Origin of the sequence: Burkholderia sp. AU45274, assembly GCF_030482505.1 — a bacterium.
GTDB lineage: Bacteria > Pseudomonadota > Gammaproteobacteria > Burkholderiales > Burkholderiaceae > Burkholderia.
Genome location: NZ_JAUJQE010000016.1, coordinates 37,979 through 64,952 on the forward strand (window position 1 = coordinate 37,979; position 26,974 = coordinate 64,952).

Below are 26,974 nucleotides of genomic sequence, written 5' to 3' on the forward strand. Positions count from 1 at the left end.
GTCACGCAAGTGCAGGTGGCGCGGCCAGACTGACGTCGACGCGCTTCGGCAGGACGCCAGTCTGGTAGAACACATCGGCGATGCGCTGCTGATACGCGAGCGTGTCACGCGTGACGGGCTCGACACCGAAGCGTGCGCGGCGAAATGCGAGCGCCACCGCCGGCTCCGGAATCCCCCACAGCTTCGAGAACTCGGCCGCACCCTGCGCGCGGTTCGCATCGAGCCATCGCTGGACCGTCGTCAATTCCGACACGGCCGCGTCCAGCACGTCGGCATTACGCTGCGCATAGGTGCGCGACGCAAAGTAATAGCTGCGATTCTCGACGAGCCCGGTGCCGTCCGCGACGATGCGCGCGCCGAACGCCTGCTGGACCACCGCGAGAAACGGATCCCAGATGATCCATGCATCGACCGAGCGGTTCTCGAACGCGGCCCGCGCGTCGGACGGCGACAACCAGACTGGCGAAATGTCGGTGTAATTGAGCTTCGCGGACTGCAGCAGCCGAACGAGCAGGAAGTGCGTGTTCGATCCCTTCACCAGCGCGATGCGCTTGCCGCGCAGGTTCGCGAAGGTCTTCACCGGCGAATCCTTCGCAACTATCAATGCCTCGGCCGCGGGGCCGGCCGGCGTTTGCGCGTAATAGACGAGCGGCGCGCCGGCCGCGAGCGCGAAGATCGGCGGTGCCTCACCGACATCGCCGAAGTCGATCGATCCCGCGTTCAGTGCCTCGAGCTGCGGCGGCCCCGACGGAAACTCGGTCCACGTGACGGTCACGCCGAGTGTCGCAAGCTTGCTCTGCAGCGTACCGCGTGCCTTCAACAGGCTGAGCGGCCCTTTCTGATAGCCGATGCGCAACGTACGCGCGCCGGCGGTGCTCGCCAGCGCGAAGCCCGGATGCGCGGCGGCGCCCGCCGCGATCGCCAGGCCGGCATGCAGGAGCCGGCGGCGGGTTGTCGAGTGTTGGTCTGCCATGTCGTATCGGGTTCGATGAAGAGGATGCAGCTTCGCGCACGCATGCGATGAAGCCGGTCGAACCGATTCTAGGGGGTTGGCACCACGCACCGAACCAACGATGTTCGATATCGAAAGCAAGCGCTTTCATAAGGGCACGCCGGTCACCCGGGCGTCATTGCCCGGGTCGGTCGTGGGGATGCGGCCGATATCCGCGTCAAATACAGGACTGCGTATTATTGGTGCGATCGACGAGCAACGTCGTACTTACATGCGGAAGGTTCGACTTCAGGACTTGCAGGAAGCGGCCAGCGCAGCCTCGTCGGCAGCCAGCAACTCTGGCACGCATTCGCGCAGGAAATCGACGAACGTGCGGATCTTCGCGTCGAGATACTGACGCGACGCGTACAGCGTATAGACCGTCAGCTTCTGCAACCGGTAGTCGGGCAGCACGCGCACCAGCGCGCCGCTCGCGAGCCCGGGCAGTGCGGCCGACATCGGCAGCGAACCGATGCCGAGTCCGGCACGCAGCGCGGCGCCGAGCGCATCGGCGATGTTCACCTGGAAATCCGGCAATGGCAGTTCGAACGTTTCGCGTCCGTTGGGGCCATCGAGATGCCAACGGTCGCGCGGAAAGAGCGGCGTGACGATCTGCAGGCACGCATGCCCGTCGAGGTCGCTCACCGTGTGCGGCGTACCGCGCGCCTTCAGGTATGCGGGTGACGCGCACAGCACGCTGCCCACTTCGCCGAGCCGCTGCGACACGAGCCCGGAATCGGGCAACTCGGTCGTGCTCAACTGCAGCGATACGTCGTAGCCTTCGTCGATGATGTCTGGCACATGCTGCGACAGCGTCAGTTCGACCGCAACCGACGGATAGCGCTCACGGTAGCGCACGACTGCGGGCACCACGTAGGACTGGCCAAAACTCGTCGTCGCGTGAACGTGCAGCCGTCCCGACGGCTTTGCCTGTGCGTCGGCCGCCTCGGCTTCCGCTTCGTCGATATAACCGAGGATGCGCTGGCAGCGGTCGAGATAGCGCTGCCCGGCGTCGGTCAGCGCGATGCGGCGCGTGCTGCGGTTGAGCAGGCGCGTGCGCAGGTGCGTTTCGAGCTGCGCGACCGACCGCGATGCGTAAGCCGTCGTGATATCCAGGCGCTGGGCTGCGCTCGTGAAGCTGCCCTCTTCCGCCACCCGGACGAAAATGCGCATCATCTGTAACGTGTCCATCGACCTGTCCCCGGGATTGAGATCACGTCGCGCCACCGCGCGGCCATGGTGCCGGCAGCGCCGGCGCAGGCCGGTCTGGCGCGAATTGTGCGGAACAGTACAGCAGCAGTGCAGACGTGTCCAGTTTGCCGTATGCGGCGTGATCCGGACGCCGAATCGTGTCGCCGGGCCGCCGTGCGCACGGGGTATGGGCCGCGCGCATACGCACCCCGTCGCACCGGCACACGACCGGCATCGGATCGGCAAAAACTACCCGGCGACCCCAATGCCGCCGCGCGATTCACGGCATGGATGACGTACTAAGCCCCGGCGGCCGCATCGAACGGATTACGCAACACGATCGTGTCGTCGCGCTCCGCGCCGGTCGTGATCATCGATACCGGTGCGCCGGCGACCGCTTCGACGCGCGCAATGAAATCCTGCGCGGCGCGCGGCAGCGCCGCACGTTCACGTACCCCCTTCACGGTGCCGCGCCAGCCGTCGAACCGCTCGTACACGGGTTTCGCTCGCGACTGCGCATCGAGGCTCGCCGGCAGATGATCGACCCGCACACCATCGAGTTCGTAGCCGACGCACAGCTCGATCGACTCGAAACCGTCGAGCACGTCGAGCTTGGTGAGCGCCAGCGAATCGATGCCCGAGATCCTGACGGCCTGACGCAACTGCGCGGCGTCGAGCCATCCGCAGCGGCGCGGCCGGCCGGTATTCACGCCGAACTCCTGCCCGCGCGCACGCAGCGTTTCGCCGGTCGCGTCGGACAGCTCGGTGAGGAACGGGCCGCCGCCGACCCGCGTCGCATACGCCTTCGTGACGCCCAGCACGTGGCCGAGCTTCGACGCACCGAGCCCTGTACCGGCCGCCGCCGCCGAGGCAACGGTGCCGGACGACGTCACGAACGGGTACGTGCCCCAGTCGATATCCAGCATCACGGCTTGAGACCCTTCGAACAGGATGCGCTCGCCGCGGTCGGTCGCGTCGTTGAGATCGGCCCAGACGGGGCGCACGAACGGCAGGATCCGCGGCGCAAGGTCGACCAGCGTCGCCAGCATCGCTTCACGGGAATATTCGTCGAGCCCCAGGCCGCGGAACCACGCGTTGTGATGGTCGACGAGCACATCCAGTTTGGCGGCGAGCTGGCCCGGTTCCGCGAGATCGCCGACCCGCAGCCCGCGACGCCCGACCTTGTCCTCGTAGGCCGGCCCGATCCCGCGCAGCGTGGTGCCGATCGGCTCGCGGCGCAGACGCTCCTGAGCCTGGTCGATCGCGCGGTGGATCGGCAGCACCAGCGTTGCGTTCTCGGCAATCGACAGGTTATCCGGCGTCACCGGCAGCCCGAGCTCGGCCATCCGCCCGATTTCCGCGAGCAGCGCTTCCGGATCGAGCGCCACGCCGTTGCCGATCACGCCGCGCTTGCCGCGCACGACACCGCTCGGCAGCAGCGCGAGCTTGTACGTCTTGCCGCCCACGACCAGCGTATGACCCGCGTTGTGGCCGCCGTTGTAGCGTGCAACGAGATCGGCCTGTGCCGCCAGCCAGTCCACGACGCGCCCCTTACCTTCGTCGCCCCATTGGGCGCCCACGACCACCACGTTCGGCATGCTCCGCACTCCATGTGAGAAATTCAGACAATCGTTCGGCCGAGCCGGACGTTTGTGTACCATATTGGGGGAGCTTGAGTACCCGATCAAACGATTAAACCTGAACCATCGTGTGAGTAAAACTCACACGAACGATGCAATGGCCCGACGACTCCCTCCGCTGAATTCGCTGCGTGCGTTCGAAGCCGCCGCGCGCCTCGGCAGCTTCACGCTGGCCGCGGACGAACTGTGCGTTACCCACGGCGCGATCAGCCGGCACGTGCAACAGCTGGAAGCCTGGCTCGGGCGGCCGCTGTTCGAACGCCATAACCGGCGGGTCGAGTTGACCGACTCGGGCCGCGCGTATCTCGCCGAGGTCGGCGCGTCGTTCGACCGAATCGCGCTCGCCACCGCGCAGCATTTCGGCCATGTGCAGCAGCGCGTGTTGCGCGTAAGCGCACCCGCGACGTTTTCGTTGCGCTGGCTGGTGCCGAAGCTGTCGTCGTTCCAGGTCGCCCATCCGGCCATCGAGGTGCGGCTGTCGACGTCGAACGAGCCGATCGACAAACTGCGCGACAAGGTCGACCTGATCGTTCGCGGCGGCCCGCAGGCCATCGACGGTTACATTGCCGAGGAATTCCTGTCCGAAGTACGGCTGCCGGTGTGTGCGCCGAAGCTGCTGGAGGGCCGGCCGTTGCATGCGCCTGCCGATCTGGCCGGCTTCACGCTGCTGCACGCCGCCACCTATCCCGGCATGTGGCCTGAATGGCTCGCGGCAGCCGGACAGCCGAATCTCGTGCCGCGCCACTCGCTGACGCTCGAGCACTTCTACCTGACGCTGCAAGGCGCGCTCGACGGCCTCGGCGTCGCGATGGGACCGATCGCGCTCGTCGCGGACGACATCGCAGAAGGTCGGCTGGTACAGCCGTTCAGCGAACCGGCACTGCCGCCGTGGCGCTACTTCACGTACGTGGCCTCGGCACGCGCGAACGACGACGCGGTGCGGGCATTCAAGGAATGGTTGAAGGTGGCGGGAAATACGGCCGCGCCAGGCGTGCGGAACTGACTGTGTCGGTGTGCGGAGCGCATGCGCCAAGACATACAGGAATGCGAAACAAATAACGCAAGCGCCTGGATCGCGTTTGCCTTCGTCGGTGCCGGGAATGCTGTTTTCGTTGTGCGCCGCGGAGCCGCGACGCACGTGGCAAGCCGCGGATCGAACCGTGGCTTGCCGCCGGCCGGCGCTTACTGACTAGCGCCGGCGGCTTTCTTCTCCGCGTTCTGCAGGTTCTGCGGATAGTTCGGATCATTGGCCGCGGGCTTGTAACCGGCGTCTTCGAGTTTCTTCAGCTCGGCGTTGTTCTTCGCGCGCGCTGCCTTGTGCTCTGCCTTGCGTTGGGCCCGGGCCGCCTTGCGTGCCTGGCTCTTCGCTGCCTTCGCGTCCTGTGCCGCGGGGGCGCTGGCGTCGGTCTGCGCAAACGCAGGAACTGCCGAGCCGAACAGGAACGCGGCTGCGGTAGCAGCCAGCGTGAGTTTTCTGATCTGGATTTGCATCGCTGAACTCTCTTATCTGGTTTATCACGGATTGAAAGACCATCGAGATACCGCCCCTGCCCCGATCGGTTGTCATGCCGCGTTCGGGACCTGTGCATCATAACCGCGCCGCGAAAAATGTGGCGCCAACGTGAGAACGGAATTGGGGATACACGTATGGGAGAAAACGTGGACGCCGGTCGACTGTCACGGACAGGACGAACTGTGTCGCACGTATCGATGCGTGTGCCGATCGCGCTGCGGCGGCGACAGGAAGCGGTCGATGTCCCCGCGATTCAGCGACGAGGATGGGCGATGTACGCGCGGCACAGTGCGAGGTGAAATACCCAGGACTGTTTCATAGGTGGTGTCGCCGGCATGCTCACGTCTGATGTGACTGTTATCAAGCCAGTCGCGATCACAGCATCAGCAGTCGAACTGTGTGCCGCGTTGCCGGTCGACGCGGCTCAAGCGGCGGTTCCTCCCATAAACGACCACGATTCGGTTTTGCAGCGATCAAGGCATGCACGATTGCATCGCCACGGCGCGCAGCATTCGATCCGGCAACCCATCGCCGCACTGTGATGCCAAGCGTTACCTGAACCGGTACAACGCGTCACCGCGCGGGCCTGTGGTCCGTATGACGAATGGTGTGAACACATTGCGTGCGGTGAAGACATCGGAGGCATTCACTTCACGGCTGCGCCGACGGTGCCGCACTGATGTCGCGGCGCTCGTCTGGTGACCGTGGCACGTTGGGTTGCGATGTCGCGGCCACGCTTGTGGCCCGTCCGATTCTGCTCAGGAACGCATCGCACAACGTGCGCGAGTCACAGGCTTTTCATTCCGCAGCTTGGGTTGCCCGCCATCCAGACGGGTGTCGGTGCCTGCACAGCATGCCGATTCCTGTGGCCTTGCCTGGTTGGTGAGCTTTTACAGGATGCGAAGCTATCGGAAGGTGAGCATGTTCGGGATCATCGCTCGAATTCGATTGCGGTGAGCTTCGTGGTCGCGCGCATCTTCACGTTGGTTCGCGACGTGCCCTAGATCGACCCAGAAGCCGACGATGCGTGTCGACAGTGCGGGCAACCAATTCGTCTGCGGGAAGCCGTTCCAGGGCCTCTCCTTGCGACCGTGGCGCACAGCATCGAAATTCGGTTGGTGGCTCCAAAGGTAGAAAGTTGGACGACCACAGAGACAGCCAAGCGAACGGCGTCTATTTCCTCTGTACACAGTCCACAGGCTAAATTTGACGAGAGACGCGCGCGGGCGAACGGAAAAACTTGTCCATGGACAGCGAAGCGTGAGTGCAAAAAAACCCTTCGGCTGCCGTCCGGGATGATTTGAAACTGCTGTGAACGAAGCCAGAGAGATTCATGTTTCCGGATCGTCGGTCTGCTTTGCGCGTCGACAACGGGCGCCGTCGAGTTCACGAAGCCGCTTTTTTGATCCCATAAATGGGAACCTGTGCCTGGAAGCGGGGCTTTCTTCCCGTTTTTCTCCCATAGGTTTCTACTTTTCAGGCTCATGTGAGTGGGTACTCACCTCTTTCGGAAGCCTTGTCGGGCCTGGAGCCTGTGTAGAACAGGGCGCCAAGTCACTGTTTCCAGGTGTGAATCGATGGTTTGAGATGCCGGCAACACCATAGACGGCTCCCATTGGTAGCGGTTTATGGGGTTCGTCTTTCTGCAGAGACGCACGTGTGTTTACATCTTTTGTAAACCACGTTTACTTCTTTAACTACTTTTAGACGGCTCTCAGCCTTACCTGACAAGGGTTTGAGGGGTGTTCGGTACCCATTTATGGGGGCACAGGTGTAAGGGATTGGGAGTAAAGGTCTGTGGATTTGGGGATTCGGGTACCCCGTTGTGGGGAATCGGGGTTGTGGATATGGGGCAAGCGTACCCGGTTATGGGAAATCGGCCCGGAAACGCATTGGGTAGCCGTCTATGGGGATGCTGGTAGGTAGCCTTTTATGGGTCGCCTTTCGGGATCCGTGGACCGCCGCCTCGCACAGTGATTTTTCTCAGGTAGCCGGTTATGGGGCACCTCAAAGGTAGCCAGTTATGGGTCACATTTGGGACTGCTCGATTGCCTTTCTCCAGGATTTCCCGCGGCTGGCTCCCATGGACAGGATCGATGGGATCGACAGGTAACCTTTTATGGGGAAAGCAATGGGTTGCCGTTTATGGGGGCGATGGTTGCCTTCAGCGCTGAAATCAACGCAGCCAACGCGGCCGGAGCCTGTCAAAAGGTACCCTCCTGTGGGAATTGGTGAAGGTAGCAAGTTATGGGAAGAAAGTCGGTCTGTGCTGCAGGGCACCACGAATTTCCCCAATGATCCCGATTCTCCTCATTTGCTTCCCATGGATGGTTACCTTGCCAAGGGCAAATCTCATGCCGGGTTTCCACGTCCGGGCATGAAAGGTAGCGGCTTGTGGGAAGCATTTTTGTCGAAAGGTAGCTGGATATGGGGTTCCGCACATAACTTCTGATTGTGAATTTTCCTTTTATATCTGCAGGTTAGCGGAGATAGTGCAAGTAAAGCCGGAACAAGGACGTTGCTCCGCGGCGCGAAAAGGTATAAAGTCCGCTCTCAACAAGGTCACCTTATCCGGACATTACGATGCCGCGCAAGCCCGCAAGCAAAGGCTCAGACAAACAGGTTTCACTGTTTCAGACACCCGAGCCTCCCGACTTGCTGCGCAAGGCGGTCCAGGCGATTCATATCGCGCCCAAGTCCGGAAAGATCGGCCTGCAGCAGCGCAAGATGTTCAGCTCGCTGATCAAGAACGCGCTTCGACAGGAGGCGTTCGAGCCAGGCCGGACGAGCTTTTCGATTTCGCTTGCGTCGCTTTCGCACGAGAGCGGGTTGAACAGCAACAATACGAAGTACGTGAAGGACACGGTCAATTCGCTGATCAGTACTGTCGTCAACTGGGACTATCTGGCCGCGGATCGGTCGACCGTCTGGAAAGCGTCGGGCCTGCTCGCCGGCGCGGAGCTCGAGCAATCGGTGCTGAAGTACAGCTTCTCCGACCAGATTCGCAGCGAGTTGCTCAACCCCGAGATCTACGCACTGATCGATATGCGGATCGCCCGCGAGTTCCGGCGGTCGCACTCGCTCGCGTTGTGGGAAAACACGGTGCGCTACGAGGGGATCGGCATCACCGCGAAGATCCCGCTGCCGAAATTTCGTGACCTCATTCTCGGCCAGGACAAGGCGTCGCAGTCGTACAAGGAATACAAGCTGTTCAAGAGCAAGGTCCTGGTGCCGTGCATTCAGGAGGTGAACGAAGTTTCGGATCACACGCTCGAGTTGATCGAACATAAGTCCGGCCGGAGCGTGGAGGCGGTTCAGTTCAAGGTGACGCGCAAGCAGAGCACCGATACGGTGGAGGATGGCGACGTCAAGAACGAAGCGCTGGTCGAGGAGGTCGCCAAGTTCGGCATCCCGCGCTCGGAAGCGCGCCGGCTGATCACGCAATATGGCGTGCAGCGCATCAAGGCGGCGATTGCCTATACGCTCAATCGGACTACGAAGAAGAATGCGGCTCCGGTCGACAACGTGGCCGCGTATTTCCGCAAGGCGTTGACGCACGGCTACACGCTGTCCGACGGGCAGGGAACGGAAGCGGCGGCCCCGGCGAAGGAATCCGCGCAGAGCAAGCAGGAACAGATTCGCGACAAATATCTGGCGGCGAAAGTCGAGGAAGCCGGCGCGTACTTCCGCGAACTGGAGATCGACGACCAGACCAAGCTGATCGAGCGTTACAACGAGACGGTGGCAGGCTCGAAGGACCTGACGCTGTCCCCGAAGAAGAAGGCGAGCAAGCTCGCGCAGACCAGCTTCTTCCGGTGGCTCGCACTGGATACATGGGGCGAACCGACCTCGGACGACTTGCTGGAATTCCTGCTGAAAAGCAGTCTCGCCGGCAACTGAACGAAGGCCTCGCAGCCGGATGTGCGTCGCGCGCCGGACGTCGTCGTCCGGCTTCGCGGTGCTACGCGGATGCGAGGTCTTCTGCTTTTCGCGCGTTACTGTTGCGTGGCCGTTGCCAGTTCGGCAACGTACGCGTCGATGACGGTCTTGAGCTTGTCGGCGAGCGCTTCCTGATGCGATGCGTCGACGCCCTTGAGCTGCAGATCCAGACGTCCGTCCGGATAGGTTTTCAACTGGCCGATCGCTCGCGATTCGAGCGCGAAGTCATGGCGAACGCTGTAACGCGTACGTCCCGCTTTCTTGCTGCCGTCGCTTTGCGCACGCAGGAAATTCTCCAGATCACGAACCGACTTTTTCCGGTCGATCACGGCCGTCAACAGCCGGTCGGCAGTCGGCTCGCCCAGGCGTTCGAAGATCAGCTTCAGGAAGTACGCCGCCTGCAGGCCGACCACGTCGTTCGCGCTCGCCATCCGTTCCAGCAGTGTGTTCGGGAGTGCGTTGAGCGACAGCGTCTTGCTGATCGATGCCTTGTCCTTGCCGATCTTTTCCGCCAGCGTGTTCTGGTCGGAAAAGACTTTCTCGTCGAGGAGACGCTTCCACGCGACCGCATCGTCGAAGATCGTCTGGCGTTCGTGGTCGTGGTTCGCGCGATACGCGATCGTGTAGAGCTGCTCAGGCGTATGATCCGTGCGGAACGTGGCGTTGATGGTTTCATCGCCGTTGATGCTCGTCGCGCGGAGCCGGCGTTGCCCGTCGATCACCACGAGCTTGCCGGGAAACTCCGGGAGCCGCGTAACCTTGATCGGCTCGATCTGCCCTTCCCGTTTCAGTGTCAGGGCGAGCTCGTGCAGGCTCGACTCCGAGTAGAACACGCGCGGGTTGAACGGGTTCGGAATGCAATCCTTGACCAATACCTTCTGGGGCGCGCCAAGATCCGGTGTGCTGGCCGGCGTGGCCGCGGCCGGAGCGCCGGCGGGTGCCGCTTCGCTGACGACGTTCGGTGCAGCTGCCGGTTCGGGCAGCCGCGTTTCGAGCGCCGCATTCTCCTGCGCGAGTCCGCGCAGCAGGCCGGCTGCGAGATGCAGGTTGCCGGTCGGCTTCTTGTCTTTCGATGTGTCCTTAGCCATGGGCGGCTCCGGTAGCGCGCGTCGACGCGATGTATTGGGCCATTTCCGTGACCAGCTTTTCGATTTCCGCACGGGCTTCTTTCAGGCCCTTCAGATAGCGATTGTGGTGATGGATCGTGGTGCCGAGCGCAAACGTCTGACGGTAGACCTCGCGCTGCGCGATCTGGCTGTCGAGCAGATGCTCCCCTATTTCTTCAGCACGTAGAATTTTTAAAATTTCTTCACGCATTTTAGTTTTTCCATTAACACTATTCAGCATTAATGCGGAAGAAAGATTCGGGTTACGAACGGACCGCATCGACTCGATCATGCGGATCATCGCGACCGTGCTGTAGAGGTCGGCTGGCGACGGTGACAGCGGCACGAGGCAGAAGTCGGCGACCTCGAGCACGGAGGCGATTCGCGGGTCTTCGAGGTTGCCAGGACAGTCGACAACGATCACGTCGAAGTTCGCGTCCTGCTTCTTGATCTCGCCGCCGATGCCGCGACCGGCAGGAGCCAGAGAGAGAACCGTCATCGGCAGCGTGTTCTCGCCACTCGTCACCCACCGGACGGACGTGCCTTGAGGGTCGGCATCGATCAGGGCGACCTTGTTGCCGCCGGCTTCGAACGCAGCCGCGATATTGACGGAGATGGTTGTCTTTCCAGTCCCACCTTTTTGATTACTGACGGCGATCTTGAAAGCCATTAAATTCCTCCTCGGAGTTTTGCGTAATATATGCAGTTATTGTCGAAATGTCCAGAAAAGCCTTCGACGCGATGTATGCCTTAAGGATCGGTGTGGTTGTCACGTGACAAGTGGGCCGAATGGCTAATGAGTCATTCGCGATTGACGGTCGAGTAAAAATAAAATTGACGACCGAGATTGAAAAGTAAGTACGAAGCTCGAGCGAAACTTCGATCAATCCTAATGTCGACGGCAGTGTTGGCAAATGGAGACGAGAACCTCGAGGTCGCGGTGTTCGCGGTAAAAATCGCCACGGTTTCCGGTAGTCACTTCATAGGCGTCGCAAGGGAACTCGGTTGTCACGTGACAAGTAGCAGGCATTTGTTCCTTCTCGACGTAATCCGGCGCCAGGAAATCTCTCCTTCGACTGCACTTAAAGCTATGGCGAGATCATTCGACGTTCGAAATCTGGTGCAGTTTTTTGGCATGACCGCTTCTCGTGCGATGAGTTGTCACGTGACAATCGGTTCGGAGCGGGAGGTCGCGTCGGTGCCGAGTCGCCCCTCCGGACGAGTTTTGATCGAACTTCATAGAGCGTGAGCGGTTGGATCGCCAAAGGAGAGATTCGCATCGCGATGTCGTCGCAATTGCAGTTTCCTGGATGAGTTGACTGGGGCGTTGTCACGTGACAACTGAAGCGTTGTATCGGGGAGCTTGCGTGACGAAGCGTCGCGCTGCGCCGTATGTCGGGCGGGGCACCTATGTCGAAGAGCCTTAGTCATCAATAGGTCTGCAGACGCGGAGGCTACATCGCTCACTATTTGCAGTCACGTGCGAGAGGAAAGACGCCGGTCAGCTTGCTGGGTCGCGCCCACGAGTGAGTGTCATGGACGCCAATGATATGGCCCCATTTAATTGGAGTGGTCGGGTCAACATTGCGAGAGTGTCGTACGGAAGGGGAGGGTGCGGGCTTTGCCGCGCGTACCCTCGAGTTCCGGGGCCTTTGCGCGCCAGCTATGCAAATGTGGCTTCGGTTTGCGACGAACTTCAGTGTTGATGGCCACATCACAACTCAAACGGGACGGATCGTGAAACATTTCCAAGAAATTCGATGTTCGCGGAAATCCTTATCTGGCAGTGGGTTGCGCTATATTCTTCATGTTGTTTCACGCAAAATCGCCGAGATCAACCCTGTAAATAGGGGCGTATGGCCATTTCGCAATCTTCGAGCCAGGGGCGGTGTGAGCAAGACTCGATGTGTAATCGATGATACGTAATTTGTGGTATTCAAAACGAAATCAGTCGATCTGATGCCGAGATAAATCGAACGAGGCGAATCAGATGCATCTCGACAAGGCGTCGAGCGCCTTCTTGGGTGTCTGCGCCGATCTATCAGCGAGAGTTGTCACGTGACAACGCACACGCTCACCGCGCACATCGGTGGTTCGCAGCATGGCGCGACACTCCCCACACTGCAGAGTTTATGGCCGAGCCTCCGGAGGGCACTGAGACGACTTGGTTGCGGAGACGGCAAAGTCCCTCATCAATTCAAGAGGTCGGCAGGAGACGACTGCCTCTAGCCGATGAATACTTGCGATTTCGGATACAGGTCCGCCGCCGCGAGGCGCCCACGCACCGCTCGATACCCAATTTGAATTCGCGGCTGGCTGCCGAGCAATCAATTTGGGGAAAACAACAAGCGCGCATCTCGCTGCGCGCGTCGGGCTCAAGCGGGTCGCCCCCTTCACGCGTGAAGGGGGCGACCCAAGCATTCTGCGGATACCACCAAACGCGGCATCTCACATCTCCGGTGCCGTTCCGATGATCAATACGTCGCCGCTACCGAAAGAACGACATCTGCTCCGCTTCGCAGGCTATCGATATCTCTCCGCGGAGAATTGCCGAACAGCCGGCTGTATTCGCGATTGAACTGAGTCGGGCTCGCATATCCGACCCTGAACGAGGCCGACGCGGCGTCGAGCCGCTCGGACAACATCAGTCGACGCGCCTCATTGAGCCGTATCCATTTCTGGTACTGCAGCGGACTCATGCCGGTGAGCTGGCGGAAGTGGTGGTGGAAGGTCGAACTGCTCATTTGTACCTGCGCCGCCAGATCGTCGACCCGAAGCGACTCGTCGTAATGGGTCCGCAACCATTGGATCGCCCGCGACACGCGGTTGCCCTGACTGCCGGCGGACGCAATCTGACGCAGACGGGCACCCTGGTCGCTCGTCAGTAGCCGGTAATAGATTTCCCGCTCGACGTACGGTGCGAGAACTGCGATGGCGTTCGGATCATCCAGCAACGCTAGCAAGCGATTCACCGCGTCGTAGAGAGGTTCGTTCATATCGCCGACGACGAGGCCGCGGCCTGCCGGGGCTTCGTCGTGATCCGCTGCGACCTGCGCCATCAGTTCAGCCATGACGCGAAAATCAAGCTTGAGCCCGATTCCGAGAAACGGCCTTTCGCGGCTGGCTTCGATGACCTGCGTCGAACCGGGCAAGTCGAGGGACGTGATCAGAAAGCGGTTGGCGTCGCAGAGATACACATCGCCGCTCTGAATGAGCCGCTTCGTGCCCTGGACGACGAGACCGAAGCTCGGCTCGACCATGCAATCCATCGGCTGCGTTGTCACCTCCCTTCGATGGAGGCTCAGGTTCGGAATGGCCGTGGTGAGGTGATCGACGTCTTTCGTCCATCTCGCGACACGCTCTGCGAGCGTCTGCCGCAGGTCGTTCTCCCGGCTGCGGCTCGTCGATCGGGAGGCAACGGGGTTGAATGCGGCGAGGGTGGCGTCGTCGACGGGGTGGCCGGGTGCGTATCGGACGGGTGCCGGATGCATGACTTCTCTACTCAGGTAATCGGGTCTACAGACAGCCCGTCGACGTGCGGGTACGCCGGCAACGCGCCTGCCGGAGTCGCGGCAGCGCCGCGCTCCGGGAAAAATGTACAACGATCGGCGGGTTCTTCGTGGCCTGCGACGCGCAAAGCGTCCAGCGGCGCGATTTCGTGGCAACGGAGGTCACGCGCTCGTCGACCGTGCGCCACCACCGCTCGCCGCGATGCGGTTCGTCGAGTGCGAGGCGCTCGCCCATCCTGGGCGTCGACAGATCGACGCCTCGCACGATCGCCAGTGCCGTGACGCGCTCGAACGGTTCCTGCCAGCGATGCATCGCGAGATCGAACGTGCCGTTGTGAATCGGGACCAGCCAGCGTCCGCGCAAATCGATGTGCGCCTGCACGGTCTCTTCCGGCTGCATGTGCACATACGGCCATTGCGCGTCGTATGCGCCTGTTTCGATCAGCGTGACATCGAACGGCCCGAGGCGCTCGCCGATCGTCCGGAACCCGTCGAAGTAGCCGGTGTCGCCGCTGAAGAACACGCGCAAGTCGTCGTCGACGATGACCCAGGACGCCCACAGCGTGCTGTTGCCGTCGAACAGGCTGCGCCCGGAAAAGTGCTGGGCAGGTGTCGCGGTCAGCGTCAGGCCGGCCACGTCGACGCTTTGCCACCAGTCGAGCTGGCGGACTTTCTTCGCGTCGATGCCCCATTCGATCAGGCGGTCGCCGACCCCCAGCGTCGTCACGAACACGCCGGTGGTGGCCGCGAGCGCGAGCACCGTGTCGCGGTCGAGATGATCGTAGTGATCGTGCGACAGGATCACGCCGCGCAGCGGCGGAAGATCTTCAAGCGCGATCGGCGGCGCATGGAAGCGCTTCGGGCCGACGCGCCGAAACGGCGACGCGCGCTCGGCGAACACGGGATCGGTCAGCCAGAATTCGCCGCGCAGCTTGAGCAGCAGCGTCGAATGGCCAAGCCGGTACAGGCTGCGATCGGGGGCCGCGTCGAGCTCCGCGCGCGTCAACGAATCGACGGGGAACTGCCCTGCGGGCACGGTATTGCGCGGCTTGTTGAACAGCACGTTCCAGGCGATCCCGAGCGTTTTGCCCAACCCCTCGACCGGACGGGGCGCGACATTGCTGAAACGCTCGCCATTGTGCTGCGGCGAGCCGCCAGACAGCGCGCGGCCGCGCCGGGCGGCCGCAAAACCCAGAATGCGATGAATCAAAACGAGAGGCGATGCCATGTCGGTTCGTCCGGAGGATAAAGTACACTAAACAGTGTAGTTTATTTTTGGGATAAGTAAACTGCCCGGTGTAAAATTTCTGAATGGACACCAGCACTCCCCCTCAGCGCTTGACCGATCGAAAGCGCGCGGCCATCGTCGACGCGGCCATCGAGGAATTTCTCGCGTCGGGTTACGACGCGACCAGCATGGACCGCATCGCCGCGCGTGCGGACGTGTCGAAACGCACGGTCTATAACCACTTCCCGGGCAAGGAAACGTTGTTCGCCGCCATCCTGCAAAAATTGTGGGATGCAACGCGGACAGGCAGTTCGCCAACCTATCGTGCCGATGTGCCGCTGCGCGAGCAATTGCTCGCATTGCTGGATCGCAAAATGCGCCTGCTCAGCGACGAGGCATTTCTGTCGCTCGCACGCGTCGCGATCGGTGCGGCCATCCATTCGCCGGAACGTGCGCGTGACATGGTCGAGCGCCTCGGCGAACGCGAGGAAGACATGACGGTCTGGGTGCGGACGGCCGCGGCGGCCGTCCGCCTGTCGGTCACCGATCCGGTGTTTGCCGCGCATCAGTTGCACGGTGTCGTGAAGGCATTCGCGTTCTGGCCGCAGATAACGATGGGCCAGCCGCCGCTGGCGGAGCCGGAGCAACAGAAAGTCGCTGAATCCGCGGCCGACATGTTTCTCGCGTACTACGCGCAGCCGGAACATACCGACGCGTCGCGCGGCGTAACGGACTGATCGTGTATACGGTCGAACTTGTGCGAATCGAACCTGACGCAACGTGCATGATCGGAACGTGCTTCGCAACGACGCGCCGGCAAACCGGCAGATCCGCGAAAGCGAATGCGGGACTGCTTCATCGGATCTCCGGCCATTCAGCGGAAATCGGCGATGCCGTCAGCGCACCTGAACCGAACGTGAGTCACGACGAATGAAGACGCTGTTGATCGTCTATCACACGATGACCGGAGGCACGCAACAGATGGCCGAAGCGGCCGCCGGCGCTGCGCGCGAGCAAACCGGCGTCGACGTGAGGCTGCAGCGCGCCGACGCGACGAGCGCGGACGACGTACTGGCCGCCGACGCCTATCTGTTCGCCACGCCGGAGAATCTCGCGGCAATGTCCGGGCTGATGAAGGATTTCTTCGACCGCTGCTACTACGCGGCGCTCGATCGCGTGAACGGCCGCCCGTATGCGGTGATGATCTGCGCGGGAAGCGACGGGCAGAACGCGCTGCGCCAGATCGACCGGATCGCGACCGGATGGCGGTTGAAGAACGTGGCGCCGGGCCTGATCGTCTGTACGCACGCGCAGACGCCGGAACGCATCCTCGCGGCGAAGACGATCGACGGCGACGATCTCGCGCGCTGCGCCGAATTGGGCGCCGGTCTTGCAGCGGGACTCTCGCTGGGCGTTTTTTGATCGCCAGCGCTGCAACTGCGACTGCGATGACCGGTCGACGCACGTTTGTGCACGCGACGCGCGCGTTCTCGAGCAGCACCGATCGTGCGGGCTACGGGGCTGGCCGAATGCCCGGCCCTTAGCCGCCCTTTGCCGCCTCGGAAGGCCGGTGATATTCGGGCCAAAGACGTTTCACGAGATCGCGCGATGCGCCATAGGCATGGCAACTGTCGATCTTGAGCGGTTTTCCGTCGCTGTCGCGCGCCTCGAGCGACGACTTCCGCATGCCGACCATCGTCTGATAGGCCGTGGTGGCGATCGGGCCGAGCAACTCCTTCAGGTGCGTGCACGTATCGCAGGACGGCAGGCGCTTGCGAATCTCGCTGTTCCAGCCCGCGCCGATGCTCAGTCCGACGAGCGCCTGCAGCGAGTCGCCGCCGCCCGGGCACTGCGCATACGGATGCGACCGGAGGAACGTGGACACGGCGCGGACGACCATGTCGGCGTCGAAGACCAGCGTCACGCCGAGGTCGTGGATCGGCGACAGCGCAGCGACCGTCCGCGTGCCGCCCGGCGGCGTGAAATCAAAGGTTTTGCGGTCCGCGAGGCAGGCCGTCACTTCGAACCGGCCGTCGCTGCGCCGATAGCCGCGCATGTCGATTTGCCGATGGTGAATCTCCTCGCGCGTGATGCCGTCGTGCGGGATGTCGTGTGGGGGAACCATGTCTCTGCTCCGTTTCGTACAACCGGTTCGTTCTTTTGGCAGGCAAGCGGGATATCGGCGGCTCGCCGGTGGGGCTCGGCGAAACCGGCTGGGGTACGCTGCCGACGATATCGATCCGGCCATACTACGCACTTTTCAGCCTCTTCGTGCGCCACGGGATGGATGCGGACGCAACGAGTCGTGTGCGGGCACCGATGCTGTCGAATAGGTACGGCACTTGCGCCGCTCCATCGCGGTGATCGTTGATTTGCACGCAGCCGACGCCGCTGCCCGGGATGCAGAATCGCAGCCCGGGCCCGCGACGCACCGGTGCGGCGGGATCGCGTTCGACGTCCCGAGGCGGAATACCACGTGTCGGGCGTCGACCGGTGCCGCCGGGGCAATCGCAGCACGGAAAATGGCCACGATTTCCGCTAACGAGAGTGAACGGCGTGACTTCCGGAAACGTATCCATATAATGCGCAACACGACCGCATGGACGCATTTCCGGTACCCCGAATCGGGCTAACGCAGACCAGTGAGTCAACCGGCCGCCGCGCGTACCGGTATACTTCCACTCCTGCCTTGTCCGGCATCGTGGCCGGGTGCCTGAAAACAGAGTGGCGTGCGCGATGCGGCCCCGTAGTGTTCCGCATCGGCGGCAGACGGGTCGCACGCATGGCGGCGAAGCTTGTGCGCCGCGCGGCATGACCGCACGAACCACACCTTATATTCCTGGTGGATTGAATTTATGGGTTTTGAACAACTTGCCGAATTGCGGGCGCAGCTCGCAGCGAAGGCCAAGCAGGAGCGCAACGCGAAGCGGCCGGCAGCGCCGGCGGACACCGGCGCGAAGCCGAAGTCCGGCGACCAGCCGCAGCGTGGCGCCAAGCCGGCTGCGGCCGGCGGCAAAGCGGCGCACCGCGCGAAGCCGGCTTCGGCGAAGCCGGCGGCGCCGGTCGATCCGGTCATCGTTGCGATCGGCAAACTGCAGCGTAAGTTTCCGCGTGCGTTCCCGAAGAATCCGGCCCCCAAAGTGCCGCTCAAGGTCGGTATCTGGGACGACCTCGCACGTGAAGCACAGGCCGTCGGGCTCAGCGAAGCCGAACTGCGTGAAGCGATGTCGACGTGGTGCCGTGGCAACCGTTACTGGTCGTGCCTCGTCGAAGACGCCGTGCGGGTCGATCTGCAGGGTAACGAAGCAGGGCGCGTCACGCATGACGATGCGGCTCGGGCACGCCGCCTGAAGGCTCGTCGCCCCGGCAACAAGGGCGCGGGGCAATCGGCCAAGGGCGCGCCGCAGCAGCCGAAGGCAGAGCAGCAGGCCGAGGCCGCCGCCGAGCCGCAAGCGGCAAACGTGGAAGCGCAAGCCGACGCAGCGCCGCAGGTCGAGCAGCAAACGGCCGGAAACGCGTAATCCGCACCGCGCCGCTGCATACCGCACGGCGCCGTCCCGCAGGCACATCGCCTGCGGTGAATGACCCGACAGACTGGCCTGCCTCGACCGAGGCAGGTCAGGACTGCTCCCACCGGTGCTCGACGTGCCGGGCTCTCACCTATCCCACCTCGAACAGACCACGCGACCGGACGAAGAAAGTTCGCCGATCGATGCCGCGCGCGCGTTGTTTCGACTTTGTCGTTTGCGCATGAACGGTACGCCTACACCGAACACGGCAACGCTTCGTTCGATTAATTCGTTTTCCTAAAATAGCGGCATGTCGAAGCCATCGACTGGCGCGTGGACGATCGCACTCGGTCATCGTGACATGACGACGCGCGATAATCGCGTCGAGGTCGCCAGGTTGCGCGCAAGCTGGCCGGCTGCAATGCAGCTTACATTGCGAAAGGGTCGAAAAGCCCACCGCGACGCAACCCGCTGCGACGACCAGCGCCTTTCAACGTCAATTCGAACCGGATCATGCACTCGAGACATTCCGCGATTCTCGTCGCGCTCACCGCTGCCGCGCTGTTCGGCGCCGCGACACCGCTCGCCAAGGCGCTGATCGGCGCGATGTCGCCGTTCATGGTCGCTGGCCTGTTCTATCTCGGCAGCGGTGTCGGGCTCGGTATCGGGATCCTGCTTCGTCGCCTGCACAACCGGCATGCAACGACCGCAGGCGCCGCGCCGCTGCAGCGTGCAGACCTGCCGTGGCTGGCCGGCGCGATTGCGGCGGGCGGAGTGGCCGGGCCGGCTTTGCTGATGCTCGGGCTGTCGAGCACGCCAGCCGCGACGAGTGCGTTGCTGCTCAATCTCGAGGGCGTGCTGACGGCTGTCATCGCGTGGGTCGTGTTTCGCGAGAACGTGGATTCGCAGGTGTTCCTCGGAATGGTCGCGATCGTCGCCGGCGGCACGCTGCTGTCGTGGACGCCGGGCCAGGCAGGCGTGCCGGTCGGCGCGTTGCTGATCGTCGGTGCATGCCTGTGCTGGGCGGTCGACAACAACCTGACCCGCAAGGTGGCCGCAAACGATGCGATGGTCATCGCGTGCGCGAAGGGGCTGATCGCCGGCCCCGTGAACATCGGCATCGCGCTGGCGACCGGCACGACGCTGCCGGCTGTCCCGGTCACGGCTGCCGCGATGCTGACGGGGCTCGGCGGCTACGGGATCAGCCTCGTGCTGTTCGTCGTCGCACTGCGTCATCTCGGCAGCGCGCGCACGGGCGCATATTTCTCGATCGCGCCGCTGTTCGGCGTCGTGCTGTCGCTGCTGATCTGGCCCGCGCCGCCGCCCGCGACGTTCTGGATCGCGGCCGTGCTGATGGCGCTCGGGATCTGGCTGCACGTTCGCGAACGGCATGAACACACGCACACGCACGAGCCACTCGAGCACACGCATCGGCATCGGCACGACGAACATCACCAGCACGCGCACGATTTTGCGTACGACGGCAACGAGCCGCACACGCATCCGCATGTGCATCTGCCGATCACGCACAGCCATGCGCATTTTCCGGACATTCATCACCGGCACCGGCATTGACCGCGTCATGAACAGCAGGCGATACGGTGTGCAAGGTAACCGTTTATGGGGCGGTTTCTCCGGATGGCGATGCGACGACTCGAATGGGCGGCCACGCAGCCGTGGTGGTTATCGCGCGTGAGGAAAGCAGAAGCCGAAATCCTCGCAGCCCGGGCACCCGGGGGCGGGGCCGGGCGGCACATCGAGCGAGGCGGCCACTTCCTGTGCGAGGAATTTCTTCCAGCGCAGGTGAGCGACGTTGCGCGCGGCAAGCGCGGGGAAATAGCGATCGAGCATCGCGGATACCGCGTCGCGCCCGTCGAGCCCGAGATCGCGCCACAGATGATCGGGGCGAAGGCAGGCGTGCGCGATGATCGACGCGAGACAGCCGGCGTCGTCGCGGTCGGCGGCGGGATTCGCGTCGTTCATCAGCCGCGTGTGCAGCGTGATGACGAACGCCGCGTGAGTGGATGGCAGCACGGCCGTCGCGGCCGTTGGCGCGAGCGCTGCGACCTCGGCCGCAGGCAGGTGCGGAAACTGCCGCGTCAGCAGGCCGGCCAGTTGGCGACGAGACAGGCCGAGCAGCCCGAGTTCATTGCGGCGCGCGCGTGCCGCAACGAGTGCGCCGAACAGGCGTGCATCGGGTGTGTCGGCACTGGCCGCCGCGGACAGCAACGACTGCAGCGCCCGTTGCCGAACGTGATCGAACGCGGTTGTCATCGCATGCATCCGACCGGCAGCCGCACGGCGCGATTCGTGTGAATGCGCCGTGCCAAACGGCTCGCCATCGCGATCCTCACGCGTTCACTCGACGCCGACGATCACGCTCGATGCCTTGAAGATCGCGGACGCAGCCGTGCCGCTCGCGAGGCCGAGGCGATCGACGCTGTCGTTGGTGATGATCGCGACGATTTCGGCGCCGCCCGAGGCCTTGATCACGACTTCCGAATTGACCGCGCCTTTCGCAACCGACGATACGGTGCCCGCGACGCAGTTGCGGGCCGACACCTTGCTGCTGTCGACGTCGACCATCACGATCACCGACGACGCCTTCACGAGTGCGAATGCCTTCGAGCCGGCCGCGAGGCCCAGCGACGCCGCGCTGCCGTGGGTGATCACGGCGACGATGTCGAGACCGTCCTGCGTGCGGAGCGTGATTTCGTCGTTGACGGCACCGGTCTTGACGGCGCTGACCTGGCCGGCGAAATGGTTGCGGGCGCTGGTTCGCATGATGGATCTCCGGGTGGATGCCGCTGGGGGTTCAGCGGCGAAAGATGAATGGAAATGCATTTGCCAGTTTACCGTCAACGTGGGTGTTCGTCGTCCTTCCGGCGCTATGGCGCGAATCAGGAAAGCCCGCCGCCACCGAGCGCTTCGCCAGGTGCGCGTGATGTACTGAAGATGACAGCGCTGCCGTGATTACTCGCTGGTCGCGGGTGTCGCGGCGGTGCGTGTCGCGGCGGGACGGGCGTCCGCTGCGGCCGTCGTACCGTCGGATTCCCACCCCCCGCCGAGCGCGAGGAAGAGCCGCACCTGGTCGGTCGCGACCTGGCCTTCGGCTGCCGCCACCTGCGCCTGCGCGCTCGTCAGCGTGCGCGTCGCGTCGAGATCGGAGATGAACGACTCGCGGCCGGCCAGATAGAGGCGATGCGTTTCGTCGGCGGAATTGCGTGCCGATTCATACGCCGTGCGCAGCGCTTCCGTGCGCTGCACGTCGGCGGCATAGGTCGCGAGGCTCGACTGCGTTTCGCGCAGCGCGTTCAGCACGACGCCGTCGAAGTGCGCGAGCGCGCCACCCGTCGCCGCTTCGGCCTCGCGTACGCGCGCACGCTGGCCGTTGACGGGGAACGACCAGCTGATCAGCGGGCCAAACGACCAGCGATTCGTCGTGGACGAGAACAGGTCGGCGGCGACACCGACCGAGCCGGCCGACGCACCGATGCTGATCGACGGGTACAGCGCGGCGGTCGCCACGCCGATCCGCGCGGTCGCGGCCGCGAGTTGCCGCTCGGCTGCGCGCACGTCGGGGCGGCGGCGCAGCAGCGCGGCGCCGTCGCCGATCGGGATCGGCTGGCGCAGCTTCGGCAGGCGCTCGCATTCGGCAACGGCCTTCGGCAGGTCGGCCGGCGAGCGCGCGAGCAGCGCGGCAAGCTGGTATTGCGCGACCTTGCGGCGGCCTTCGAAGCGCGGGATATCGGCGGCGAGGGTGCGCACCTGCGTCACGCCGCGCGTCACGTCGGTCTGGTTGCCGCGCCCGGCATCGCGCAGCCGCTGCGATAGCGCGACGCGCTGCTTCTGCAGCGCGAGCGACTGCTTCGCGACGGCCAGCTCGTCGCCGGCCGAGCACGACTCGACGTACGCCCGCACGACGTCGGCGACGACCGTGATGCGTGCCAGGTCGCCGGCGGCCCTGACGGCTTCGCTGTCCGCGCGCGCGGCTTCGACGCCGCGCCGCAGCTTGCCGAACAGGTCGATCTCGTACGACACGTTGATGCCGACCGTGCCTTCGTTGACGACCGGCAGCTTGTTCTCGAGCAGGTATTGCTCGGCCGATTCCTGGGCGCGCTGCACGGCGGCCTCCGCGCCGCCCGAGAAGCCACCCTGCTGGCTTGCGACTTCCAGCGCCGCGCGCGAGCGCGCGAGGTTGGCCGCGGCGACGCGCAGGTCGGTGTTCGACTTCAGTGCATCGCGCACGAGCCCGTTGAGCACGGGATCGTCGTAGAGCTGCCACCAGTTGCCGGGCACGGCGTCGCGCGACACGAGCGTGCCGTTCGCATCGTCGAGCGCATGGTTCGCGAGCGGCGCATTCACGTACGCCTGCTGCGGCAGCGTGTAATCGGGGCCGACCGACTTGCACGCGCCGAGTGCGAGCGCAAGCGGCGCGAGCGTCGCGGCGAGACGCAGACCGTGCCGCTTCATTGCGATGCTCCTGCCGCGCTGGCGGCCGCGCCGGAAGCCGTCGATACCGGTGCGGCGACCGCCGACGCGCCGGCCGCCGGCTTCGCCTGGTCGTTGCGGCGCGTGTCGGCTTCGCGCATCGAGACGGTCGCGGTACGGCCCGCGATCATCCGGAAATCGTCGGGCACCTCGTCGAGCACGACGCGCACCGGTACACGCTGCGCGAGCCGCACCCAGCTGAATGCGGGGTTCACGTTCGGCAGCAGGTTCGCGCCCTGCGTGCGGTCGCGATCCTCGATCGCCGCGACGATGCTCTGCACGTGGCCGCGCAGCGCACGCGGCTCGCCCATCACGATGATGTCGACCGGCTGGCCGATGTGGATGCCGCGCAGCTTGGTTTCCTCGAAGTAGCCGTCGACGCGGAACGAATTGCGGTCGACGACCGACAGCACCGCGCGGCCGGCCGGCACGTATTCGCCGACGCGCGGCGCGCGGTCGTTCAGGTAGCCGTCTACGGGACTGACGATCGTCGTGCGCTGCAGGTTCAGCTTCGCGGTGTCGAGCGACACCTGCGCATCGGCGACGGCGGCTTCGCCCTGTTCGACGCGCGTGCGGCTTTCCTCGACCTGCTCGCTCGCGACCAGGTTGCCGAGCTGCAGGTTGCGGGCGTACTCGCGCTTCGCCTGCGCGAGCGTCGCGCGGCGCTGCGCGAGCGTGGCTTCGGCGAGCCGCTCCGCGAGCGTGTAGCGCGCCTGGTCGATCACGAACAGCACCTGGCCGCGCTTGACCTCCTGGTTGTCGGCGACCTGCACCGACGTGATGAGGCCCGCCACGTCCGGCGCGACCTGGATCACGTCGGCGCGCACGTGACCGTCGCGGGTCCACGGCGAGAACATGTAGTAGTTGACGATGCGCCACAGCACGACGGCAGCCACGACGACGACGATCAGGGTGAGCAGGATTTGCCCTGCCGAGAGCCAGGTTTTTTTCACGTTAGGTAGCCACGAGATGGTGGGAAACGATCACGACGGCGGCAAACACGAATACGTAGATGCCGAGGTCGAAGATCGAACGGTGCCAGACGAGGCGGTAGAAGCCGACGCGCTCGAGCACGGCGCGCACGACGATGTTGATCAGGTAGGCGATCAGCATCAGCACGAGCGGGGCCGGCACGAATACGCCGAAGATGTCGATTTCGCCGATCATGGTCGCGGTCGGAAGGACGGATGGGAAAGCGGGATCATGCGCGTGCTCCGTCCGGCGCCTGCGGCGGCTGCCCGGCCGCGGCCGGATACAGCGACAGGCGCAGGCCGACGAGCGCGTGCAGCGTGTCGCGCAGCCGGCGATGCGTGGCAGGCGTGGCCGGTGCGGCGGGCGCAGCGCCGTCTTCTGCCGGTGCGGCACCCGGCAGGTTGCGGCCCGCGACGCGTTGCAGTGCGTCGTCGATCGTCGCGAGCAGCGCGGGCGGCGCCGGCTGGCGCGCGTTCGCGGCGGCGCAGCGTTCGTAGTGGTCGGTGACGCCGGCCAGCACGCGGTCGATCGCGTCGGGCACGTCGCCGGACAGCCGGCGGCGCGAGCGGCGCAGGTCGAGCGCATTGAGCGCGATGCGCAGGTCGCGGAAGCTTTCGATCGACGGGTGGCGATGATCGTCGGACGCACCGAGGCGCGGCAGCAGCTGCGTGACGCGGTCGAGCATTCGCGACGCGTGGTTGCGCTGGTCGTCGAGCGGTTGTGTCGACGCGGAGCGTGCGACGTCTTCCCAGCCCGAGCGCAGCAGGCGCCGCACCGCGAGTTCCGCGCCGAACGGCCGCGTCGCACGCGTCCATACATAGGCGAACAACAGCCCGGCGACGCCCGCGAGGTTGCTGTTCAGGAACACGAAGAAATCCGCGTCGTACGCACCCTGGATGCTGATGAAGGTGGCCGTGTTCACGGCGACGAGCATCGTCACCATGTTGAACTGCGGGCGCGGCAGCAGCGTGCCGATCAGGATGAACGGGCCCGCGAACATCACGACGAGCATCGCGAAATCGTGCACGTGCGGCAGCACGACGAACAGGTACAGGCCCGCGAACACGACGCTCGCGGTCGTCGCGAGGAAGAACTTGAACACCAGCGGCGCCGGCTCGTCGAGCGCAGCGAAGAAGCTGCACGACACGGCCACGAGCGTGACGGCGGCGGCGCCGTCGTGCCAGCCAGACGCGATCCACAGCCAGCTCGCGAACACGATCGCGGCGACCACGGTCAGCGTCGAAAACAGCATCATCCCGCGATCGAAGAAGCGCTCGGTGCCGCCGAGCCGCCAGTGCCGGTAGCGCGGCTGCCAGACGCCCGCTTCGTTGCCGATCAGCGCGCGCAGCGAGCGGCAGTCCTGCCAGATGTCGATGACCTGGCGCAGCCGCCATAGCGCGTTCGACAGCAGCGCACCGTCCCAGCTCGCGAGCGCGTCGTCGGCCGGCTGCAGCGCGGCGATGCGTTCGCGCAGGCGTTGCGCGACCGGGTCGTCGGTCATGTCGCCGTCGGTGCCGGCCCGGACGGCCGGCAGCGGCGCGTCGAACCACGTCGCGGCATCGGCGAGCAACTCGTCGAGCCCGGCCGGCCGGATGTGCAGGTCGCGCATCAGGGCGATCAACGGATCGGCGAGCGACGACATCAGCGGCAGGAACAGCTGCATCCGGCCCGCGAGCGCCTGTGCCCGCGCGAGGATGCGCGGGTGCGCATGGTCGTAGCTCAGCTGGCTCAGCAGGAATTCGAGGCCCGTGATGGTCGCCGCGAGGCGTTGCCGGCATGCGGACAGCGCCTTGCCGGCGATGTGTCCGGACAGCGTCTCGCGGCCATAGAACGCGGCATCCTTGAACCACGCGTCGGTGCGCTCGATCAGCGTCGGCGCGAGCCGGTTCGGGAAGATCGCGCTGCCGACCACGCTCGCGCACACGATGCCGAGCACGATCTCCTCGGTACGTGCGATCGCGACGTCGAACACGGTGGACGGATCGGTCACGGTCGGCAGCGCGACCAGCGGCATCGTGTAGCCGGCGAGCATGAACACATAGCTGCGCGCGGTGCGATCGGAGATCGCGAGGTAGAGCAGCGTGCCGCACCAGGTGGCGACGATGATCGCGAACAGCAGCGGCGTCTCGACGAACGGCGGCACGAAGAAGATCGCGGCGGCCGCGCCGAGCGCGGTGCCGAGCGCGCGATACAGCGCCTTCGAGCGCGTCGCGCCGACGAACGGGTTCGACACGATGTAGACGCTCGCCATCGCCCAGTACGGGCGCGGCAACTGGAAATACAGGCCGAGATACAGCGCCAGCATCGACGCGGCAAACGTCTTGCCCGAGAACAGCCAGTCGCGAAGGCTCGGGTAGGTCATGACGTGGCGTCACCGGTGTGGGAGGCGCGTGCGGCGGGCGTGTGCGACTCGGACGCATTGAACGCGTCGAGCACGCGCAGCGTCGCTTCGAGATCGGCGCGCGTGACGCCCTTGAGCACCTGCGCGCGCAGCACGCGGAGGTCTTCCTCCATCTTCGCGGTGACGGCGCGGCCGGCGGCCGTCAGCGAGATCGTTTTCGCGCGGCGGTCGTGCGGATCCTCGTCGCGACGCGCGAGGCCGGCCGCGCACAGCTGGTCGAGCAGGCGCACGAGCGATGGCCCCTCGATGCCGACGTATTCGGCGAGCGTGCCCTGGCGCACGCCTTCGCCGAGGCGTCCGGCGATCAGCAGCGGCGTCGCGCACGCCTCGGACACGTTGTACGCGGTCAGCACGCCGTCACTGGTGCGGCGCCACTTGCGCGCGGACAGCACGAGAAGGCTGCTGACGGCGAGGCGGAGGTCGTGCAGATTGGTCATGGGCGAGATGATAGGGGCAAATTAATTCGATAGCAAACTATCGTTTT

The 26,974-nt window shown here is 64.3% G+C and carries 21 protein-coding genes and 1 pseudogene; 6 read left to right on the plus strand and 16 right to left on the minus strand.

The window, feature by feature from the left end:
* Position 1: 1 nt before the first annotated feature.
* From QZM35_RS34530 to QZM35_RS34540, 3 genes are all read right to left on the minus strand, one after another.
* On the minus strand, positions 2-973 hold the full coding sequence (locus QZM35_RS34530) for an aliphatic sulfonate ABC transporter substrate-binding protein (RefSeq protein WP_301777597.1): 972 nt from the start codon (positions 971-973) through the stop codon (positions 2-4).
* Positions 974-1,240: 267 nt separating this feature from the next.
* Positions 1,241-2,182, minus strand: a complete 942-nt coding sequence (locus QZM35_RS34535) for a LysR family transcriptional regulator (RefSeq protein ID WP_089430038.1) — start codon at positions 2,180-2,182, stop codon at positions 1,241-1,243.
* A gap of 299 nt (positions 2,183-2,481) precedes the next feature.
* Entirely contained in the window at positions 2,482-3,780 is a 1,299-nt protein-coding gene (locus QZM35_RS34540) for an adenylosuccinate synthase (protein ID WP_089433977.1), read from the minus strand.
* A gap of 139 nt (positions 3,781-3,919) precedes the next feature.
* On the opposite strand from QZM35_RS34540, the gene gcvA reads away from it, so the two are divergent.
* Entirely contained in the window at positions 3,920-4,825 is a 906-nt protein-coding gene (gene gcvA / locus QZM35_RS34545) for a transcriptional regulator GcvA (protein WP_089430035.1), read from the plus strand.
* A 179-nt stretch (positions 4,826-5,004) separates the two neighbouring features.
* Here gcvA and QZM35_RS34550 read toward each other — a convergent pair whose 3' ends face one another.
* The gene (locus QZM35_RS34550) at positions 5,005-5,313 is read right to left on the minus strand and encodes a hypothetical protein (protein ID WP_046547226.1); all 309 of its coding nucleotides are present in this window, start codon (positions 5,311-5,313) and stop codon (positions 5,005-5,007) included.
* A gap of 2,605 nt (positions 5,314-7,918) precedes the next feature.
* Between QZM35_RS34550 and QZM35_RS34555 the strand changes: the two genes are divergently transcribed.
* Entirely contained in the window at positions 7,919-9,235 is a 1,317-nt protein-coding gene (locus tag QZM35_RS34555) for a replication initiation protein (RefSeq protein ID WP_039369202.1), read from the plus strand.
* A 95-nt stretch (positions 9,236-9,330) separates the two neighbouring features.
* Here the strand turns inward: QZM35_RS34555 and QZM35_RS34560 are convergent, their stop codons facing one another.
* The 4 genes and pseudogenes from QZM35_RS34560 to QZM35_RS34575 form a co-directional block, all read right to left on the minus strand.
* Complete coding sequence (locus QZM35_RS34560; RefSeq protein WP_089430034.1) at positions 9,331-10,362, minus strand: ParB/RepB/Spo0J family partition protein; 1,032 nt, start codon at positions 10,360-10,362, stop codon at positions 9,331-9,333.
* Positions 10,355-11,050: a ParA family protein gene (locus QZM35_RS34565; protein ID WP_011350423.1), complete on the minus strand. Its 696-nt coding sequence runs from the start codon at positions 11,048-11,050 to the stop codon at positions 10,355-10,357. Before QZM35_RS34565 ends, QZM35_RS34560 begins: the two co-directional genes overlap by 8 nt.
* 1,804 nt (positions 11,051-12,854) lie before the next feature.
* Complete coding sequence (locus QZM35_RS34570; protein ID WP_301777598.1) at positions 12,855-13,871, minus strand: AraC family transcriptional regulator; 1,017 nt, start codon at positions 13,869-13,871, stop codon at positions 12,855-12,857.
* A gap of 124 nt (positions 13,872-13,995) precedes the next feature.
* A pseudogene (locus QZM35_RS34575) lies at positions 13,996-15,117 on the minus strand (MBL fold metallo-hydrolase); the annotation flags it as partial.
* An 83-nt stretch (positions 15,118-15,200) separates the two neighbouring features.
* Between QZM35_RS34575 and QZM35_RS34580 the strand changes: the two are divergent.
* Both QZM35_RS34580 and QZM35_RS34585 read left to right on the plus strand, forming a co-directional pair.
* The gene (locus QZM35_RS34580) at positions 15,201-15,854 is read left to right on the plus strand and encodes a TetR/AcrR family transcriptional regulator (protein ID WP_301777599.1); all 654 of its coding nucleotides are present in this window, start codon (positions 15,201-15,203) and stop codon (positions 15,852-15,854) included.
* Between the two features lie 193 nt (positions 15,855-16,047).
* Positions 16,048-16,539, plus strand: coding sequence for a flavodoxin family protein (locus tag QZM35_RS34585; protein ID WP_124578689.1), 492 nt, complete (start codon positions 16,048-16,050; stop codon positions 16,537-16,539).
* A gap of 118 nt (positions 16,540-16,657) precedes the next feature.
* Here QZM35_RS34585 and QZM35_RS34590 read toward each other — a convergent pair whose 3' ends face one another.
* Complete coding sequence (locus tag QZM35_RS34590) at positions 16,658-17,242, minus strand: DUF2889 domain-containing protein (protein ID WP_089430028.1); 585 nt, start codon at positions 17,240-17,242, stop codon at positions 16,658-16,660.
* Between the two features lie 730 nt (positions 17,243-17,972).
* Between QZM35_RS34590 and QZM35_RS34595 the strand changes: the two genes are divergently transcribed.
* Together QZM35_RS34595 and QZM35_RS34600 are read left to right on the plus strand one after the other, a co-directional pair.
* On the plus strand, positions 17,973-18,638 hold the full coding sequence (locus tag QZM35_RS34595) for a ProQ/FinO family protein (protein ID WP_301777618.1): 666 nt from the start codon (positions 17,973-17,975) through the stop codon (positions 18,636-18,638).
* A 501-nt stretch (positions 18,639-19,139) separates the two neighbouring features.
* Positions 19,140-20,201 carry a DMT family transporter gene (locus QZM35_RS34600; protein WP_301777600.1) on the plus strand — a complete coding sequence of 354 codons (1,062 nt, stop codon included), beginning with the start codon at positions 19,140-19,142 and terminating at the stop codon, positions 20,199-20,201.
* Positions 20,202-20,309: 108 nt separating this feature from the next.
* On the opposite strand, the gene QZM35_RS34605 is transcribed toward QZM35_RS34600, so the two are convergent.
* The 7 genes from QZM35_RS34605 to QZM35_RS34635 all read right to left on the minus strand — a co-directional run bounded on the left by QZM35_RS34605 (position 20,310) and on the right by QZM35_RS34635 (position 26,927).
* Positions 20,310-20,900 carry a nitrogen fixation protein NifQ gene (locus tag QZM35_RS34605; RefSeq protein ID WP_301777601.1) on the minus strand — a complete coding sequence of 197 codons (591 nt, stop codon included), beginning with the start codon at positions 20,898-20,900 and terminating at the stop codon, positions 20,310-20,312.
* 84 nt (positions 20,901-20,984) lie between these two features.
* Complete coding sequence (locus QZM35_RS34610; RefSeq protein ID WP_089430025.1) at positions 20,985-21,410, minus strand: molybdopterin-binding protein; 426 nt, start codon at positions 21,408-21,410, stop codon at positions 20,985-20,987.
* A gap of 189 nt (positions 21,411-21,599) precedes the next feature.
* The gene (locus QZM35_RS34615) at positions 21,600-23,099 is read right to left on the minus strand and encodes an efflux transporter outer membrane subunit (protein ID WP_089430024.1); all 1,500 of its coding nucleotides are present in this window, start codon (positions 23,097-23,099) and stop codon (positions 21,600-21,602) included.
* Entirely contained in the window at positions 23,096-24,070 is a 975-nt protein-coding gene (locus QZM35_RS34620; protein WP_089430023.1) for an HlyD family secretion protein, read from the minus strand. The genes QZM35_RS34615 and QZM35_RS34620 overlap by 4 nt, the downstream gene beginning before the upstream one ends.
* Before the next feature lies 1 nt (position 24,071).
* Positions 24,072-24,284 carry a DUF1656 domain-containing protein gene (locus tag QZM35_RS34625; RefSeq protein ID WP_011350409.1) on the minus strand — a complete coding sequence of 71 codons (213 nt, stop codon included), beginning with the start codon at positions 24,282-24,284 and terminating at the stop codon, positions 24,072-24,074.
* Between the two features lie 34 nt (positions 24,285-24,318).
* Positions 24,319-26,451 carry an FUSC family protein gene (locus tag QZM35_RS34630; protein WP_089430022.1) on the minus strand — a complete coding sequence of 711 codons (2,133 nt, stop codon included), beginning with the start codon at positions 26,449-26,451 and terminating at the stop codon, positions 24,319-24,321.
* Positions 26,448-26,927, minus strand: a complete 480-nt coding sequence (locus QZM35_RS34635; RefSeq protein WP_089430021.1) for a MarR family winged helix-turn-helix transcriptional regulator — start codon at positions 26,925-26,927, stop codon at positions 26,448-26,450. The genes QZM35_RS34630 and QZM35_RS34635 overlap by 4 nt, the downstream gene beginning before the upstream one ends.
* Between the last annotated feature and the right edge of the window lie 47 nt (positions 26,928-26,974).